At 55.3% G+C, this 15527-nt stretch carries 16 protein-coding genes; 2 read left to right on the top strand and 14 right to left on the bottom strand.

Annotation, left to right across the window (positions count from 1 at the left end; translation table 11 throughout):
• Nucleotides 1-95: 95 nt before the first annotated feature.
• Together secDF and ETC02_RS04515 are read right to left on the bottom strand one after the other, a co-directional pair.
• On the bottom strand, nucleotides 96-2348 hold the full coding sequence (gene secDF, locus ETC02_RS04520; protein WP_050367600.1) for a protein translocase subunit SecDF: 2253 nt from the start codon (nucleotides 2346-2348) through the stop codon (nucleotides 96-98).
• 112 nt (nucleotides 2349-2460) lie between these two features.
• Nucleotides 2461-2748: a post-transcriptional regulator gene (locus ETC02_RS04515; protein WP_013524218.1), complete on the bottom strand. Its 288-nt coding sequence runs from the start codon at nucleotides 2746-2748 to the stop codon at nucleotides 2461-2463.
• A 111-nt stretch (nucleotides 2749-2859) separates the two neighbouring features.
• On the opposite strand from ETC02_RS04515, the gene spoVB reads away from it, so the two are divergent.
• Both spoVB and ETC02_RS04505 read left to right on the top strand, forming a co-directional pair.
• A complete protein-coding gene (gene spoVB, locus ETC02_RS04510; protein ID WP_050367601.1) occupies nucleotides 2860-4422 on the top strand; it encodes a stage V sporulation protein B in 1563 nt (520 codons plus the stop codon).
• A gap of 66 nt (nucleotides 4423-4488) precedes the next feature.
• Nucleotides 4489-4872 (top strand): TIGR04086 family membrane protein, encoded by a 384-nt coding sequence (locus ETC02_RS04505; protein ID WP_050367602.1) that lies wholly within the window; start codon nucleotides 4489-4491, stop codon nucleotides 4870-4872.
• A gap of 92 nt (nucleotides 4873-4964) precedes the next feature.
• Here the strand turns inward: ETC02_RS04505 and yajC are convergent, their stop codons facing one another.
• The 12 genes from yajC to safA all read right to left on the bottom strand — a co-directional run bounded on the left by yajC (nucleotide 4965) and on the right by safA (nucleotide 15384).
• A complete protein-coding gene (gene yajC / locus ETC02_RS04500; protein ID WP_050367603.1) occupies nucleotides 4965-5237 on the bottom strand; it encodes a preprotein translocase subunit YajC in 273 nt (90 codons plus the stop codon).
• 23 nt (nucleotides 5238-5260) lie between these two features.
• Entirely contained in the window at nucleotides 5261-6403 is a 1143-nt protein-coding gene (tgt, locus tag ETC02_RS04495; protein WP_050367604.1) for a tRNA guanosine(34) transglycosylase Tgt, read from the bottom strand.
• Nucleotides 6404-6420: 17 nt separating this feature from the next.
• Complete coding sequence (gene queA, locus ETC02_RS04490) at nucleotides 6421-7449, bottom strand: tRNA preQ1(34) S-adenosylmethionine ribosyltransferase-isomerase QueA (protein ID WP_023633730.1); 1029 nt, start codon at nucleotides 7447-7449, stop codon at nucleotides 6421-6423.
• Between the two features lie 419 nt (nucleotides 7450-7868).
• Nucleotides 7869-8075 (bottom strand): DUF2905 domain-containing protein, encoded by a 207-nt coding sequence (locus ETC02_RS04485; RefSeq protein ID WP_013524224.1) that lies wholly within the window; start codon nucleotides 8073-8075, stop codon nucleotides 7869-7871.
• On the bottom strand, nucleotides 8072-9073 hold the full coding sequence (gene ruvB, locus ETC02_RS04480; RefSeq protein ID WP_063210352.1) for a Holliday junction branch migration DNA helicase RuvB: 1002 nt from the start codon (nucleotides 9071-9073) through the stop codon (nucleotides 8072-8074). The genes ETC02_RS04485 and ruvB overlap by 4 nt, the downstream gene beginning before the upstream one ends.
• A 25-nt stretch (nucleotides 9074-9098) precedes the next feature.
• On the bottom strand, nucleotides 9099-9683 hold the full coding sequence (gene ruvA, locus ETC02_RS04475) for a Holliday junction branch migration protein RuvA (protein ID WP_050367605.1): 585 nt from the start codon (nucleotides 9681-9683) through the stop codon (nucleotides 9099-9101).
• Nucleotides 9684-9786: 103 nt separating this feature from the next.
• Complete coding sequence (locus tag ETC02_RS04470; RefSeq protein ID WP_050368703.1) at nucleotides 9787-10263, bottom strand: intercompartmental signaling factor BofC; 477 nt, start codon at nucleotides 10261-10263, stop codon at nucleotides 9787-9789.
• A gap of 197 nt (nucleotides 10264-10460) precedes the next feature.
• On the bottom strand, nucleotides 10461-11201 hold the full coding sequence (locus ETC02_RS04465) for a YebC/PmpR family DNA-binding transcriptional regulator (protein WP_050367606.1): 741 nt from the start codon (nucleotides 11199-11201) through the stop codon (nucleotides 10461-10463).
• A 139-nt stretch (nucleotides 11202-11340) separates the two neighbouring features.
• Complete coding sequence (locus ETC02_RS04460) at nucleotides 11341-12075, bottom strand: YhcN/YlaJ family sporulation lipoprotein (RefSeq protein ID WP_050367607.1); 735 nt, start codon at nucleotides 12073-12075, stop codon at nucleotides 11341-11343.
• A 115-nt stretch (nucleotides 12076-12190) separates the two neighbouring features.
• Nucleotides 12191-12931: an NAD(+) synthase gene (nadE, locus tag ETC02_RS04455; RefSeq protein ID WP_033014805.1), complete on the bottom strand. Its 741-nt coding sequence runs from the start codon at nucleotides 12929-12931 to the stop codon at nucleotides 12191-12193.
• A gap of 34 nt (nucleotides 12932-12965) precedes the next feature.
• Nucleotides 12966-13910 (bottom strand): phosphotransferase, encoded by a 945-nt coding sequence (locus ETC02_RS04450; RefSeq protein ID WP_050367608.1) that lies wholly within the window; start codon nucleotides 13908-13910, stop codon nucleotides 12966-12968.
• The gene (gene safA / locus ETC02_RS04445) at nucleotides 13894-15384 is read right to left on the bottom strand and encodes a SafA/ExsA family spore coat assembly protein (RefSeq protein WP_171698088.1); all 1491 of its coding nucleotides are present in this window, start codon (nucleotides 15382-15384) and stop codon (nucleotides 13894-13896) included. The genes ETC02_RS04450 and safA overlap by 17 nt, the downstream gene beginning before the upstream one ends.
• Nucleotides 15385-15527 lie beyond the last annotated feature (143 nt).

The raw sequence follows: 15527 nt of genomic DNA, 5'->3' as shown, positions 1-15527 counted from the left end.
TTGCATCTGACGGTTAGTGTATCCATTTTTCGCCCCGAGCATTGCCCCGAACAAAAAAGGCGCCGGAAAAGCACATTCACTTTTCCGGCGCGCTGTTACACCTGCGGTTCGGCCTCGGCCGCCGCTTTTTTGGCTCCTTTCCCTTTTTTGAGCTCCTGTCCTTTCCAAACGACCCAAAGCTGAGACGCGATGCAAAGCGACGAATAGACGCCGCACACAAGTCCAACGAGCAAGGCGAGGTTGAAATTGCGGATCGCTTCGCTGCCAAAGATGAGCAACGCGATGACCGTAAACAAGACGGTCAATACGGTATTGACCGAGCGCGTAAATGTTTGCTGCAACGCCCGGTTGACGATATACTTCAAGTCGTCAACCGTTTTCACTTTCCGCTTTTTCATCAAATCCCGGATGCGGTCAAACGTGACGATCGTATCGTTGATCGAGTACCCGATGATCGTCAGCACCGCGGCGATGAATGTCAAATCGACTTCAAGACGCGTCAAGCTGAACACAGTGACAATGAAAAAGGCGTCATGCAACAGGGCGACGATCGCCGCCAACGCCATCCGCCACTCAAAACGGATCGTCACGTAAAGAATGATGCCGATCGAGGAAATCAGCACAGCAATGAGCGCATTGCGGGCCAGCTGCTTGCCGACGACCGGAGAGACGGTGCTGATGTTTGGTTCGTTGCCATACGCTTGCTTCAATTCATTTTTCAGCTTGGCAATTTCTTGCTTATCGAGCACGCCAATCAAGCGGACGACGCCTGTTTTCCCATCCGTGCCGGACAGGACGACATCCTCCGGCTTGTAGCCGAGCCGCTCGAAATAGCCGCTCAACTCTTTCGCATCGATCGGCTGGCTGCTCGTCACCTCAACGCGCGTCCCGCTTGTAAAATCAATGCCGAGATTCAACCCGAGCGCTGCCAGCGAAATGACGCCGGCAAGCGTCAAGGCGCCGGAGAACAGGAAAAACTTTTTGCTATGTTTGACAAAATCCCAGCGGTCAAACTTCGTCGGCACTTCCGTTTCATCGGTCGTTTCAGCGATGTTTAAGATCTCTGACCGTTTCACCCCGAACCATTCCGGCTTTTTATCCAACCAGCGGCTCGAGACAAGCAGTCCGAGCAGCAGACGCGTGCCGTAAACCGCCGTGACGAAGGTGACGACAATGCTGATGATGAGCATCGTCGCAAACCCTTTGACCGAGCTTGTCCCGTAAATAAAAAGAACAGCGCCGGCGATGATCGTCGTAAGGTTGGCATCAAAAATCGTCGCAAACGAGCCGCGGTTGCCGGCGCGAAACGCCGACAGCATCGACTTGCCGAGCTTAATTTCTTCCTTGATTCGCTCGTACGTAATAATGTTGGCATCGACCGCCATCCCGACCCCTAAAATGAGAGCGGCGATGCCCGGCAGCGTCAAGACGCCGTTCATCCAATCAAACAACAGCAAAATCAAATAAATATAGACGGACAACGTAATGACGGCAATGACTCCCGGCAGCCGGTAAAACCAAATCATAAACACGAAGATGGCAGCGATACCGATGATGCCGGCCAACACCGTTTTTTGCAGGGCGTTTTTCCCAAACTGAGCGCCGACGGACGTGGAGTAAATTTCATGCAGCTCGACCGGCAGCGCGCCGGCATTGAGCAAATCGGCCAGCTGTTGCGCTTCTTTGACCGTAAAATTGCCGACGATCGACACATCCGTCTGATTGAACACTTGGTTGACTGAAGCGGCGGAAATAAATTTCGGATCCGCTTTGCCCGCTTCTTTCCGGTAGGAGTCCACCCCTTCTTTAAAATCGAGCCAAATGACTAAAATGTTGTTTGGCGGCCCCATTTTATATACTTTTTCCGTCACCTGGCGGAACTTGTCGGCGTCTTTCAATTTCAGAGCGACGCTCGGCCGGCCGTTTTCATCAAACGACAGCTTCGCTCCGCCTTGGACGAGGTCGCTTCCATCCATAAGCACGTTGTCATTGACATCGCGGAACGTCAATTTCGCCTGCGTGGACAAAATTTCGCGCGCCTCATTTTGATCTTTCACCCCGGCGAGCTGGACGCGGATGCGGTTTCCTCCCTCGATGTCAACGCGCGGCTCGCTGACGCCAAGGACGTTGATCCGTTTATTCAGCGCGCTGACGGTGCTTTGCAGCGTCTCTTGGTCAATCTTATCGCCTTTTTTGGCCGGCTTCACTTCATACAGCACTTCAAAACCGCCTTGCAAGTCAAGGCCCAGTTTGATGTTATGTACAATTCCTTGAATCGTCGGCCCCATCACTCCGGCGAACAAAAGCAGGAGCAGAAAAAAGGCGACGATGCGGCTTCGTTTTACCATTCTCCTTAAGATCCTCCTTCAACTTGCCTCGGCGCCGTCCGCCGCAACGCCAAGCAAAACATTGGCCTCGCCTTCCATTATGAAACAGCAGCCGGCAAGTGTCAATTTTCCACTATAACAATTCCTTTAAAACCCGCTCCAACTCATCATCGCCGGCCGCCTGCTGCTTATACGAACGCATCGTCAAAAACATCATATACTCGCTCGGCGAAAGAGAGAAAATGTCGCTGACCAACTCATGCAGTTTTTTTTCCGCCGGCCGATGTTTCCACTTGCGGGAACATAAACATTCCCACAGCCCGTCCATCGTCACTTGCGTATAGCCGAGAAGACGAAACTCATCGCACTTCGACTCGAGCGCCGGCATGAGCTGTTCGCGCAGCTTCCGGTTTTCATCCATCCCCCATACCCCCTTGTATCCATTGCCGCCTGCCAATCTTGTCATGCTTGGCCATGGGCCTTGCATATATTGTATAAAAGATGGAGGCATTTGAGAAGGCAGGGGGAGAAAATGTCTAAATTTTTACAAGGTACGGTCATTTTAATCGTCGCTGGCTTTATTACGAAAATTCTCGGTTTCATCAACCGAATTGTCGTCGCCCGCATGATCGGCGATGAAGGAGTCGGGCTGTACATGATGGCCGTGCCGACGCTCTTTTTAGCGATTACCGCGACGCAGATCGGGCTGCCGGTCGCCATTTCCAAACTCGTCGCCGAAGCAGAGGCGGCCGGCGACCGGCAGCGGGTGAAACAAATTCTCGTCGTGTCGCTGGCCACCACCGGCGCGCTAAGCATCGTGCTTCTGCCGGCGTTCATCGCTGTTGCGCCATGGCTCTCCCGGACGATGTTCACCGACCCGCGCACGTACTATCCGCTTCTTGCCATCGCTCCAATTGTGCCGATCGCTGCCATCTCTTCGGTGCTGCTCGGCTACTTTCAAGGACGCCAGCAAATGAAACCGTACGCCTACTCGCTTTTGATTGAACAAGTCGTCCGCATCAGCTTGATCGCCTTATGCACACAGCCTCTTTTGCCGTACGGCGTCGAATATGCCGCCGCCGGCGCTATGGCGTCTTCCGTTCTCGGCGAGCTGGCAGCATTATTGTATTTGCTGTTTTTATTTAAGGTTAAAAAATCGATTCGCCTGCGGACAAAGTTTTTTCACTACGTCCAAGCCGGCAAAGAGACGTTCGTCCGCCTCATGCGCATTGCCTTGCCAACGACCGGCGGCCGTTTGATCGGCTCGCTTTCTTGGTTTTTTGAGCCAATCGTCGTCGCCAACAGCTTGGCATTGGCCGGCATCGCCGCCTCCACTGCCACAAGGCAATACGGACAGCTTGTCGGCTACGCGCTGCCATTGTTGACGTTGCCGTCGTTTATTACGTACGCGCTTTCGACCACCCTGGTGCCGGCCATCAGCGAAGCCATGGCGCAACGCAAGCTGCTTTTGGTCGAATACCGGATCACCCAGGCGATGCGCTTGTCGCTTATCACCGGCGGCCTTTCCACCGTCATTCTTTACTTGTTCGCCGAGCCGCTCATGCGCTGGATGTACGGCACAAGTGAAGCCGCGATCTTTATTCAAGTGATGGCGCCGTTTTTCTTATTGTATTATTTCCAAGGCCCGCTGCAGGCGATCTTGCAAGGACTGGACTTGGCGAAAGCCGCCATGACGAACAGCTTGATCGGAGCAGTGGTGAAGCTCGTGTGCATCTTCGTCCTTGCTTCCCATCCAAGTTTGGGCATTATGGGCGCGGCGCTGGCGACTGCAGTCAGCACCGTTCTTGTGACGTTGCTTCACTTTGCCACGGTCGTCAAGATGGTGTCTTTTTCCATCGATGCGCGCGAGTACATCAAAGCGCTTGGCGCCATCATCGCTGCGGGCGCAATCGGCTATGCGCTCTCCCGCCATCCGCTTTTGGCGGTGCCCGCACCGCTTTGGACGCTGCTTGCCATGGCCGCCACAGCCGCCCTATATGCCACCTGCCTCGTTCTGTTCCGGCTCATCCGGCGCGAAGAGCTCGTCTACCTTCCGGGGCTGCACTGGCTGGCCGGCAAAAACAAGCGAAAATAAACGTCTAAACCTGTCCGGCGGTGAATATATTGTGGTAAAAAGCGTTTGGGCCAAGGAGGGATCGCGGTGTCACGGCTTGGCAGCGCACTGGTGTATGGAATCGCCACAGTTTTTGTGTTGGCGGCGCTCGTCAGCTTCATTTTTTCGTTGTTGCTCAAATGGACGGACATTCACGAATCATCGCTCACCTGGATCGTGTTTGCCGCCTCGGTTGTCTCGCTGTTTATCGGCGGCGTTGTCGCCGGCGGAAAAAGCCAAGAAAAAGGATGGCTCGCCGGCGGGCTGACCGGCCTTTCGTTTACGGCAATTGTCTTTTTGTTTCAGTTTCTCGGCATCGAAAAACCGTTTACCATCGAACAATGGCTATACCATCTTGGCTTTTTGATTGCCGCCTCCCTCGGCGGCATCGTCGGCGTCAACTTGTCTCCGGTGCGCCGCGAGCGGGCGTAAGCGGGCGCATCAATGCAAAAGCGGCTGTTTCATTGGGAAACAGCCGCTTTTTTGACGGCGGCCTGGCTTAGGCGCCGCCCTCTGAGCTTCCACTATGCCTTGCTTTCCGCCACCACTTCTCTTACCGCAGAGCGGTCGAACGTCAGTCGCGTGCCGTCGCCGGCGCGAACGATGATTTTGTCCTCATCGACCGAGTCGATGATGCCGTGCAATCCACCGATCGTGATGATTTTATCGCCTTTTTTCAAATTCGCCTGCATTTGCTGGATGGCGCGCTGCCGTTTTTGTTGCGGGCGAATGAGCAAAAAGTAGAAAATCACAAAAAACAGCACAATCGGCAACAAATTGGCGATCACTGCGTTCATGCAATCCCCCTCCTTTCCGGTCGTCAAAAGTTTTTTGCATTCGGCTTGTTGAAGCCGTAGCGTTCGAAAAATTCCTCGCGGAAATCGGCGAGTCGATCTTCGCGGATCGCTTGTCTCACCTGCTCCATCAATTTTATCAAAAAATAGACGTTATGATAAGACGTGAGGCGGATGCCAAATGTTTCATCACATTTGATGAGATGGCGGATGTACGCGCGCGTATAGTTCCGGCACGTGTAGCAGTCGCAGTTCGGATCGAGCGGTGAGAAGTCGCGAGCGTACTGGGCATTTTTGATCACCACCCGTCCTTCGCTCGTCATCACGGTGCCGTTGCGGCCGATGCGCGTCGGCAATACGCAGTCGAACATGTCGATGCCGCGGATCGCCCCGTCGATGAGCGAATCCGGCGAACCGACGCCCATTAAATAGCGGGGCTTGTCCGCTGGCAAAAGCGGCGTCGTAAACTCAAGCACCCGATTCATCACGTCTTTCGGCTCGCCGACCGACAATCCGCCGACCGCATAGCCGGGAAAATCGAGCGACACTAAATCACGGGCGCTTTGGCGGCGCAATTCCTCATACTCGCCGCCCTGGACGATGCCAAACAGCCCTTGCTCGTCCGGCCGGCGGTGCGCTTTCAGGCAGCGCTCGGCCCAGCGGCTCGTCCGCTCAACCGACCGTTTCATATAGTCGTACGTCGCGGGATACGGCGGGCACTCATCAAACGCCATGATGATGTCGGCGCCAAGCGCATTTTGAATCTCGACTGCTTTTTCCGGCGATAAAAACAGCTTATCGCCGTTTAAATGGTTGCGGAAATAGACGCCTTCTTCCTCGATGCGGCGGAATTCACTGAGGCTGAACACTTGGAAGCCGCCGGAATCCGTCAAAATGCCGCGATCCCAATTCATAAACGCATGCAATCCGCCCGCTTCCGCGACAATGTCATGCCCCGGGCGCAGCCAAAGATGATAGGTGTTGCTTAAAATGACGCCGGCCCCCATTGTCTTCAGCTCTTCCGGCGACAGCGTCTTGACCGTGGCGAGCGTCCCAACCGGCATAAACATCGGCGTTTCAAACGAGCCGTGCGGCGTATGGAGGATGCCAAGGCGCGCGCCCGTCTGCCGGCACGTTTTGATCAGTTCAAAGCGAATCGGTGTCGTCAACGTGCTCGTCTCCTTTCTCAAATGATGAGCATCGCATCACCGAAGCTGAAAAAGCGGTATCGCTCTTTGACCGCTACTTGATACGCGTGCAAAATATTTTCGCGCCCGGCGAGCGCACTCACGAGCATGATGAGCGTCGATTTCGGCAGGTGGAAGTTCGTCACCAGCCCATCAATCCCTTTGAACTCATAGCCCGGATAGATGAAAATGTCGGTCCAGCCGCTTTCTGCAACAAATCGGCCGTTATGTTTGCCGGCGATCGTCTCGAGCGTCCGTGTCGACGTCGTGCCGACGGCGATGATGCGGCCGCCCTGCTCCCGGACGCGGTTTAACGTCTCAGCCGTTTCCTCGCTCATTTGATAAAATTCGGCGTGCATATCGTGCTTCTCGACTTCGTCCACTTGCACTGGCCGAAACGTGCCAAGCCCGACATGAAGGGTGATGAAGACGATATGCACCCCTTTTTCGCGAATGGCGTCAAGCAGCTCTTCGGTGAAATGCAAACCGGCGGTTGGCGCCGCTGCCGAACCAATTTCACGGGCGTACACCGTCTGATACCGTTCCGGGTCGTCAAGCTTTTCTTTAATGTACGGGGGCAGCGGCATCTCCCCAAGTTCGGCCAATACTTCATAAAACAGGCCGTCATACGAAAACTCAAGCACTCGCCCGCCGTGTTCCAGCGTATCGAGGCAGACGGCTTCAAGCTTCCCCTCGCCAAAGGTGAGTTTCGTTCCTGGCTTGACTCGTTTTCCCGGCTTGACGAGCGTCTCCCAACGGTCGCCGTCCAATTGCTTTAACAGCAGCACTTCGACCGTTCCGCCCGTTTCCTCTTTTTCGCCGTAAAGCCGCGCCGGCATGACGCGCGTATCGTTTAAAACGAGGCAGTCGCCCGGATTCAAGTACGAAATAATGTTGCGAAACGTTTCATGGCGAATGGCGCCCGTTCGTTTATCGAGCACCATGAGCCTTGATGCCGCCCGGTCTGGAAGCGGCGTTTGCGCAATCAACTCTTCCGGCAAATGAAAATCAAACAAATCGACTTTCATCCTATTTCGCGCAGGAGACTCCCACTTCAACGACCAAAGGGAGTAAGTGGGAGAGGAATGCGCGTTCCCCCCTTTCTTTTGTGTATGATATAATAAAGGCGTGGAGAAAACCGTTCAATAAAGGCACTCCAATCACGGCTACTCGATGTATGGAGTTGGTTACAGGAAACGTTGTAACCGTAAAACATCGAGCGTAGGTCCGTCTGTTGTGTGTGGAAGCCAAGTACTGCCAACAGACACACCGAGAGAATCGGTAACGATGCAGGCATGACCTGCGTCGTTGGGTAGTCGTCAACCTGCCCCCTGATGCAACCCCAAGTCAAGGAAGGAGGACGAAGTCCGTTTGCACTTCTGGGGAGTTGCAAGCCCCCACTTCAAGCGTTAGCTAAGTGGGGGTAGTTGACGCAGTTCTCCTTCCTTCAGCGAAATCGTCCGAGCACGTAAAAAATCAACGATAACACAACGCTCAGCAAGATGGATGTCACAACGGGAAAATAAAACGTCATATTCCCTTTGCGGATGACGATATCCCCCGGCAGGCGGCCGAGTTTGACAAACTGCATGACAAACCCGACAATGATGAGCACAACGCCAATCGTCATGATCAACTTTGGCAAGCTGTTCACCGCTTCGGAACCTCCATTCCTAAATGGGTGTACGCAGCCGGCGTGACGACACGCCCGCGCGGCGTCCGCTGCAAGAGACCGATCTGCATCAAGTACGGCTCATACACTTCTTCAATCGTCTGCGCCTCTTCCCCGATCACCGCCGCCATCGTTTCAAGCCCGACCGGGCCGCCGGCGAATTTTTCAATCATCGCTAAAAGCAGCTTATGGTCGATTTGGTCGAGCCCGAGCCGGTCGACTTGCAGCCGCTCGAGCGCCTCGACAGCAAGCGGCAGCGTAATTCCCCTCTCTCCGCGCACTTGCGCAAAATCGCGGACGCGCCGCAGCAAACGGTTGGCGATGCGCGGCGTGCCGCGCGCCCGACGGGCAAGCTCAAGCGCCGCTTCGCGCTCGATGCCGATTTGCAAGATGGCCGCCGCCCGCTCAATGATTTGGGCGAGTTGGTCGACGTGATAGTATTCGAGCCGGCTGATGACACCAAACCGGTCGCGAAGCGGCGCCGACAGCGCCCCGGCTCTCGTCGTCGCCCCGACGAGCGTAAATGGCGGCAAGTCGAGGCGAAGCGTGCGCGCATCCGGCCCTTTGCCAATCGTGATATCTAAGCAATAATCTTCCATCGCCGAATAGAGCACCTCTTCCACCGCCCGCGGCAGCCGGTGGATCTCATCAATAAAGAGCACATCCCCCGGCTCAAGCGAAGTGAGAAGCGCCGCCAAATCTCCCGGCCGCTCGAGCGCCGGTCCAGATGTCGCTCGCAGCTTGACGCCCATTTCATTGGCGATGATCACGGCGAGCGTCGTTTTCCCAAGCCCCGGCGGTCCGTACAGCAGCACATGGTCGAGCGTCTCTTCGCGGAGCTTGGCCGCTTCAATGAACACTTTTAAGTTTTCTTTGATCTTATCTTGCCCGATATATTCATGCAAATATTGCGGGCGCAAACTCGGTTCAAGCGCAGTTTCTTCCCCTAAGACCTCCCCGGATACAAGCCGTTCCTCCACCGTCATTCCTCCCTTTGGCCGCTGTTTATCCCAAAAGCAGCGCCAGCGCCCGCTTCACATACTGTTCCGTCGACATCGCTTCTTCGCGGAGCGCCGGAATGATTTTCTCGATCTCCCGTTCAGCGTAGCCGAGCGCCTTGAGCGCCGCCACCGCCTCGGCGAGCGCACCGGAAAGCGGTGCGGCCGAACGTGCAGCCGCCGGCGCCGCAAGCGCCCCGAGCTTCCCTTTTAAATCCAAAATCATTTGCCGGGCCGTCTTTTTGCCCACGCCTGGAAACTTGCATAAAAACGCCTCGTTTTCTTCCTCGATGGCCCGCGCCAGTTCATCCGGACGCCCGGCCGCCAAAATGGCGAGGCCGCCTTTCGGCCCGATGCCCGACACTTGAAGCAGCTTTGTGAACAAGTTGCGCTCCTCGCGCGTTGGGAACCCGTACAAGGCGTGCACACCTTCGCGTACATATTCGTATGTATAGACGGTCACCGCCGCCTCGCGGCTTTCCTGAAACGCAAACGGGTTCGGCGTAAAGATCTCGTAGCCGATGCCGTTATGGTCGATGACGATATATTCCGGACAGACGTAGTCGACGTACCCGCGGATAAACTCGATCAATGGATGCTCCTCTCCTTTTTTCGTCCTTTCATTGTATCATATGATTTCATTATAGCAAAAAGAAATCCCGCGATGCGCTTTGCACCACGGGCTTTCGCTTGGTTTATTGGACGACCGCAAAATGGTGGTACATTTCGATCACTTGTTCATACCGCTCTTTCGAGAGGACGCGAATTCCTTTCTTCAGCTTTTCTTGCTGACGGCTTTCGAGCTTTTGTACGTCAATTTGGAAAAACGACTGGATAATTTCGCTCGATCGGCCCGGTTTGCCGTTAAAAATGGACAACGTGCCATCGTCTGTAATCCCGAAATAGCCGTTCGTTTTCAACAGCGGCGAAATGTCGTTGACCGTTTTGCGAAAGACGATCGTTCGGTCATCAAGATTGATAAGCTGCCAGTCGCGGTACTTCTTCCATATTTCCGTCAATGAATCGACCGTTTCCGTGACTTTCTCCTCGCTCATCTCTCCGTCTAAGTAATGCTGCTGTAACACAATGGTCATCTTGACCGGCGCAGCCGACACCCCATGGACCGGCAGCACGGCGGCAACAGCCAACAGAAGGGTGGAAAGAATTCGCATCATCCCGTTCCTCTCTTCCAGCATGGTGATTCCCTTACGCTCTTAGTTTCACCGTTGCTCTCCATTTTATTCCTATTCTGCTTAGCTTTTTTGCAAAGCGAGTTGCCGCCGATCGACAAAATTCCACCTCTTTTGGATAGACCATATACGGCGGACGGACGTACACCCCTTTTTCAAGCAACAATTGGCGGGCGCTGTCATTCGTCAAGCACCGATTCGTCCAGGTTATGGTATACCTCCTGAACGTCGTCATCATCTTCAAGCGTATCGATCAACTTCAGCATTTTTTTCAAATCATCGCCTTCGAGCGTCGTATACGTTTGCGGAATCATCGTGATCTCTGCGCTTGCAAACGTCAGCCCATGCTGTTCCAGCTGCTCCTTCACCGATTCAAACGACTCGGGCGCTGTATAAATTTCAAACGACTCATCGGTCGTTTCCATCTCCTCAGCACCGGCTTCGATCGCCAACAGCAGCAGCTCATCCTCGTCGATATCGTGCTGCTCGCGATCGACGATCAGCAGCCCTTTACGCTCAAACAAGTAGGAGACGCACCCCGTTTCCCCTAAATTGCCGCCGTTTTTCGAAAACGCCGCACGCACGTTGGCGGCGGTGCGGTTTTTATTATCCGTCAGGCAAACGACCATGACGGCAACGCCGCCTGGTCCATATCCTTCGTAGCGAATTTCCTCATAGTTGGTATGTTCTTGGGTTCCAGTTGCTTTTTTAATCGCCCGTTCGATGTTTTCGCTCGGCATGTTGGCCGCTTTCGCCTTCTCAATGACAAGGCGCAGGCTCGGATTGGACGCTGGATCGCCTCCGCCGCTTTTGGCGGCCACATAAATTTCCTTCGCCAGTTTCATGAACAGTTTGCCGCGTTTGGCATCTTGAGCATTTTTCCGCCGTTGGATATTTTTCCACTTCGAATGTCCAGCCATCGACAGTTCTCCTCTCATCGCAACGGAATGTTCCGACTATTACTATAGCAAAAAACGCGGAAATTGTCAGCCAAGCTCCAGCGAAGGAGCAGCCATGAAAAAAGGCGCCCCGCTTTTTTGGGACGCCTTTTTCGGTTTGTCACCGAGTGTTTTCCGGCCGTTCTTGAATCGTGCCATCGATAAAAATGGTGCGCAAATCACGGCGGATTTCTTCCATATTGATTGGAGTCCCGCGTCGAAGCGCGTTGTCAATCGTGCGAATGCGGTGGTACATGCTCGGATTCGAGGTGACGCGCACCCGCTTGCCGTCCGCGTACGGAGCGACCGCTTGCTCGACACGCTTCTCAAGCCGCTCGGGATGGCGGGCGTCTGTGGCAATCGCGATGAGCGCCTGATCGCCATACACAACCGCGCGGGCATCGTCGACTCCGTTCACCGCTGCGGCGCGGCGGGAGAGCTTCTCAGCCAAACCGCCGGCATAGCTTCGGTAGTACGACGGGTGCGGATCGACGTTTAGCGAGTGCAAATGCCCATGGTAGTTGTAATCACTGTCACCGAAATCGACGTCGGGCGGAAGAGCCGGAACGTCCGTGTCAAACCGGGTCGCTGCTGGTCCTCCGAGGCGGCCGTCGTCCGTCAAATAATCGGTGACCGGACCGCGGCGCGCCCGTATATAACGGTTGTCATAATTGAGCGCATTCGTCCCATATCGGCCATAGCGGAAATCGTCGCCTCGCTCCGTCGAGTAAAAACCGATCGGTCTCGCCGCATCATGATAACGCTGCGCCCCTTCCTCATTCGCCCGGTAGTTGGTGCATGAGGCGAGCAATCCGGCGACCGACAACGCGCCGATCCATCTGACCGCGTATCTCAATGGAAAACCCCCCTTGGTTTCCTTCGCCCAAGGCTGGCATGAAGCCAGCCTTACGTTTAGCTTGCGGCAAACGCGGGGGGTTTATCGCTGTCAGTTCAACCCAACGAGATGACAGCTAAAACTTCGGCGGCGCAATCGCCAACTGCCGTTTATGATGCGAACGTTCATGAAGCCGTTCAATAATTTTCCGATCGCGTTCTGGAATCTCTTCCCCTTTTAAATATTTATCGATCATTTCATACGTCGTGCCCATTTCGCTTTCATCCGTCTGCCCTTCCCACAGTCCGGCGCTTGGAGCTTTCTTGATAATTTCTTCCGGGACGCCGAGCAGACGGCCCATTTCGCGCACTTCGCCTTTTGTAAAGTGAATGAGCGGCACTAAATCGACTCCACCGTCACCGTATTTCGTAAAGTAGCCCGTATGCCATTCGGCGGCGTTGTCCGTACCGACGACGAGATAGCCGTAATTGTTGGCGACCGCATACAACGTCGTCATGCGCAAACGCGCCCTTGTATTCGCATCTCCGAGACGCGCGCGCTCTTCGCTCCATTCCCCGATGGCTTTCAGCTCGGCCTCGACCGCGCCAAACAACGTCCGGTGCGCCTCGGTCAAATCGATGACCAAATGCCGGATGCCGCAGCTTTTCACCACTTTCAGCGCATCTTCCATATCTTTCGGATTGCTTTTGCAAGGCATGATCAGCCCCAGCGAATCGTCCGGAAAGGCACGCTTAATCAAATGGGCGACAACCGCCGAGTCGATGCCGCCGCTGATGCCGACGACCGCCCCGTTTAAACCGGCTGAGGAGACTTGGTCACGCAACCATTGCACGAGTTTGTCAATTTTTTCTTGCATCCGCCCTCGACTCCTTTTCCAAAGATTCCATTTCTCATTGTAGCATAGCATAAAGGCTGCGGACAAACCGTTCTCTCCGCTTGCGGTCAAACACAAGAGGGCGGCGGCGCGCGGCGGCTGACCGCCATTCACGAAACACATCAGCCGGAAATAAGAGCGCATGCAAAAACCAGCGTTTTTCCAACCAACGGCGAAGCGGAGCGAAACGGGCGAGTGTTGAATATGACCAACCGATATACGGCAAGAGGCGATTGGCGTATTGGCAATAGTCAAGCCCGGGCGAGGCAAGAGCGGCCGCGTCATAGTCGATGAGGTACATCTGGCCGGTTGTGGTGCGCAAAAAATTATGGGAGGCGACATCACCATGAATGATGGCAGCAGAATCCGCCGTCAACTCTGGAGCATGCTCGCGACACGTTGATAGACAGTAATCCGCCCAGCGCAGCGTAAATAAAATGTCTTCTTTGTCCATGATCGTTTCAACAACAGGCAAATGTCGGCAAAACTCCTCATAGCGGCGCCGCCATTTGTCATACAGCTGCGCACGCGGCAGCCCCATCGCCTCCTGCTTGCTGCTGGCGATGTTTGCCGTTATGGTATGGTAACGTTCGAGCAAATGAAGTCCGTCAGCGGCGTCAGCCCAAGCGGCAAACGAGATTGGACGCGCTCCGGCTACATATTCCGTCAGCAGCCAATAGCATCCGCCGGCTTCAACCACTCCTCCGCGCCCGATCGGCATAGGGGCCGGCGCGGCGGAAAAACCGGTCTTCCTTAATGCGGCAAGAAGCCAGGCGTGCCGCGCGGCCGCAACAGGAAAGCGATACGCTTTGGCGACAAACATTCCTTGCCGGGCGGCAATGGCGAAGACATGCGGTTTCAATGCCACAACTTGTTGAATAACAAGCCGATATTGGCGGTCAAGAAGAAAAAAGAGACGGCCGACGGCGTCTCTTTCGATTGGATTATGGTTCTTCACCATGTTCGCTCTCCTCATCCGGCGGCCCGGCAAACAGGCGCGGGCTGGCGGCCGGCGGAGCAGGCGAAGGCGCATACCCAGGCGGGCTTGTCGGGTAGACGACGCCCGGCCACGGAAGCGGCGCCGCCTGTTGTGGGGCATACCCGTATGGAGCCGGCGGCACGTACATGCCAGGCGGTGCATACCCCCCATAGTGCGGAACCGGCGAATATACAGGCATATAGGCAACTGGCGGATACCCAGCCGGAGGCGCATACACCCCGGGCGGCGCGTATCCCGGCGAAGCGAAAGCGGCTCCCGCTGGCGGCGCCGGCGGGATGGCAGCCCCATGTCCACCCGGCCCAAGAAGCGGTGGGGACTCCGCCGATTCACTGCTGCTTTCACTGATGCCTGGATAAGGTGCTGCACCGCTTTCTGGGCTTTCCCCGGCCGGCGGATTGGGCAACGGAGAATACGGCGGCATCGCTGGCAACGGCGGCACATAAAACCCTGGCCCCGGCAAAATCGGCGTCACCGGCACACATCCTTGATCACTGCCAAACGCCGACGCTGGCGGCGGCGCGACCGGAACGTATGGAATGTTCGGAAGCGGCGGCGCTTCATCACTTTCCGGTTCCATCTGCTCCCCTTTCAGTTTATCCGGGCTTTCTCCTGTTTCCTCTTTCATAATGCCAGGTAAAATATTGCTCGGCTTCGGCGGAATCGGCGGCAGATTCGACAACGATTTGGCAAATGAAACGTGAGAGGACGCAGCGGCCGGCGGGATCGTATGCACAAACGGCGGTTCGACAGTCGGCGTTTTCGCTCCCTCGGCGTTCGCGGCATTTGGCGCCCCATTGACCGGCACATTCGGTGTTTCATTTACTGGTGCGTTTGGTGTTTCGTTGACAGGTACTTTCAGCTCCTCTTTCCCCGTCGCTTTCGGTGTTTCGCTGACTGGCGCCTTCCCCGCCGCTTTCGGCGCTTCGCTGACCGACGCCTTCGGTGCTTCCTTCACCGCCGCTTTCGGCGCTTCGTTGTCCGGCGCCTTCGGTGCTTCCTTCACCGCCGCTTTCGGCGCTTCGTTGTCCGGCGCCTTCGGTGCTTCCTTCACCGCCGCTTTCGGCGCTTCGTTGTCCGGCGCCTTCGGTGCTTCCTTCACCACCGCTTTCGGCGCTTCGTTGTCCGGTGCGTCATTCGCCGGCGTTTTGCCTTCTGGAGCAACGGCGCCGAACTCTGTATCAATGTCGATCGAAACGAACGGTTTGGCTTCCGCGTATGGGTGCTCTTCTATTTTCGCTTTTTTCGGCGGCGCCTGCCATTTTGTTTCTTTTTTGACCGGCACTCCCGCCGTCGGCACTTTGATTTTCATTCCGGGCATAATCATATCCGGGTCGCTTACATGCCCATTTATTTTTTTCAATTGTTCAAAATCAACCCCATATTTTTGGGCTATTTTCCAAAGAGTATCTCCCTTCTGAACAGTATGGATTTTCACTCCGCTCCCCCTCCTACACCGAGACTGTTTGTACTCTATCCGACCGATGCTTGTTTCCCGATATCGTCTTTCAACACAATGTATGACGATGAGCGCCCATTTATGATAAAAAAATCCCCGGCCGGACGGAAGCGATTCCGTCA

It is taken from the genome of Geobacillus sp. DSP4a (assembly GCF_013096875.1).
Classification (GTDB): domain Bacteria; phylum Bacillota; class Bacilli; order Bacillales; family Anoxybacillaceae; genus Geobacillus; species Geobacillus thermophilus.
The sequence above is the reverse complement of the archived record's forward strand: the minus strand, read 5'-3'. Positions and strand labels throughout refer to the sequence as shown.

Bases quoted from the DNA above. Each gene is read 5' to 3' on its own strand.
- secDF (WP_050367600.1), bottom strand. From the start codon at position 2,348: ATGGTAAAACGAAGCCGCATCGTCGCCTTTTTTCTGCTCCTGCTTTTG.
- ETC02_RS04515 (WP_013524218.1), bottom strand. From the start codon at position 2,748: ATGGATGAAAACCGGAAGCTGCGCGAACAGCTCATGCCGGCGCTCGAG.
- spoVB (WP_050367601.1), top strand. From the start codon at position 2,860: ATGTCTAAATTTTTACAAGGTACGGTCATTTTAATCGTCGCTGGCTTT.
- yajC (WP_050367603.1), bottom strand. From the start codon at position 5,237: ATGAACGCAGTGATCGCCAATTTGTTGCCGATTGTGCTGTTTTTTGTG.
- queA (WP_023633730.1), bottom strand. From the start codon at position 7,449: ATGAAAGTCGATTTGTTTGATTTTCATTTGCCGGAAGAGTTGATTGCG.
- ETC02_RS04470 (WP_050368703.1), bottom strand. From the start codon at position 10,263: ATGCGAATTCTTTCCACCCTTCTGTTGGCTGTTGCCGCCGTGCTGCCG.
- ETC02_RS04465 (WP_050367606.1), bottom strand. From the start codon at position 11,201: ATGGCTGGACATTCGAAGTGGAAAAATATCCAACGGCGGAAAAATGCT.
- nadE (WP_033014805.1), bottom strand. From the start codon at position 12,931: ATGCAAGAAAAAATTGACAAACTCGTGCAATGGTTGCGTGACCAAGTC.
- ETC02_RS04450 (WP_050367608.1), bottom strand. From the start codon at position 13,910: ATGGTGAAGAACCATAATCCAATCGAAAGAGACGCCGTCGGCCGTCTC.